Annotated in this window: 1 pseudogene; it reads right to left on the reverse strand. The window is 76.9% G+C overall.

From position 1 onward, the window contains the following. Nucleotides 1-1637 (reverse strand): annotated as a pseudogene (locus tag ACTUAL_RS30605) (hypothetical protein); the annotation flags it as partial.

The raw sequence follows: 1637 nt of genomic DNA on the forward strand, positions 1-1637 counted from the left end.
GGTCGGCGACGGGTTCGGCGGGCGCGATCACGCCCGTCGAGTGGTCGGGGTAGGTGACGCCGCCGTACAGCGACGTCTTCCACACCTCCAGTGGCAGCCGGGGTTTGCGCTGGTCGAGCCAGCCGCCCGGCAGGAACAGGGAGCGCCCGGCCCTGGACCGCTTGCCGCCGACGACCAGGTCGGTGCCTGCGAGGGCGGTCCGCGCCTTCGTGAGGCGGGCGCGCTTCCAGCCGGTCCACCGCGCCACGTTCGCGTCGGTCGGGTCCGGCAGGGCGAGCAGTTGCAGGTAGAGCGCCGCCGCGTCGGCGGGCAGGCCGTACCGGTCGGCGACCTGCTCCACCAGGTGCGGCGCGGAGAAGGTCGGGTCCTGGAAGTGCGCGTCCGGACCGGTCCCCTCGGGCGCGGTGACGGCGCAGGCGGCGGCAAGGCCGGGGTCGAGCGCCAGGCGCAGGCGGCCGACGTCCCAGCGGCTGTGGACGACCTCGGTGAGCGCGTCGAGCAGCGGCTGGTCCTGCGGTCGGAGCAGGGCCGGTCGCACGAGCAGGGCGCAGAAGCTGAAGTGCGAGCGGGCGACCTCCAGCCACTCCCGGTGCCTGCCGACCTCCCCGACCGGGCCGACCTCGACGCCGGTCAGGTCGGTGATCGCCTGGACGTCGGGGAGGTCGCGGAGCAGGAAGGCGAAGCCCTCGTGCGCCAGGCGCGCGCGGACCAGGTCGAGCGAGCGGGCCAGCGCGGGCCGCAGCGGCGAGGCGGCGGGCAGCCGGTAGGCCAGCCAGGCCAGCGCGCCGGGCGCCCCGGACAGGTCGTCGCCGTCGAAGGCCGCCTCGTCGGAGACCACCGGCTCGGCGTCCACGAGGGTGGTCTCGCCGTCGACGTGCAGCCAGCGGGCCAGGTCCGGGTTGAGCAGGTCGGAGACCCGGCGCCGCTCGTCGTCGTGCCACAGCTCCCGGTTGACCACGACCTGGAGGTCGTCGGGCAGCGACGCGCGCTTGCCGAAGGCGTCGGTCCACACCCGTGCGACGGACTCGACGTCCGGGCCCGCGTCCCACAGCGCCAGCGGGTCGGCGGGCACGGCGGCGGCGAGCAGGGCCAGCCTCCGGCGGGCGGACAGCGCGCCGAGGACCGGGCAGGCCGAGGCGGTCTCGGCGCTGCTCAGCCCGACCAGCGCGCGCTCGGCGGCGTCGAGGAACACCTTCGGCCGGAAGCGCAGGCCGGGCATCCCGGTGAGCAGCGCCGTCGCGGCCACCCGGCCCGCACCGGTCAGCTCGGCCAGGGCGGGACCGGCGTCCGGCCGCCACGGGGCGGGCCCACGCTCGGCCAGCGCGTCCAGGAACCGCAGCACGTCCGCGCCGGTCAGCGCGCCGCGCGCGGGGTCCGACTCCAGCAGGGCCATGCCCGGCGGCGGGGTGGGGCTGTCCGGTTCGCGGGTGAACTGGAGCCCGGTGGCCTGCATGACGCCGCCGCCCTCGTCCCGCTTGCGGTAGTGGACGACCAGGAAGCCGTCTGCCGTGGGCAGGGCGACGTTGGCCAGCGTGGTCTCCGGGCAGCGCACCACGACGTTGCGCCACCGGCCGGGCTCGTCGTGCATCCCGGCCTCGACCGTGGCGCGCAGCACCGCGACCAGGGCGGCGCGCTGG

This window comes from Actinosynnema sp., from assembly GCF_052038725.1.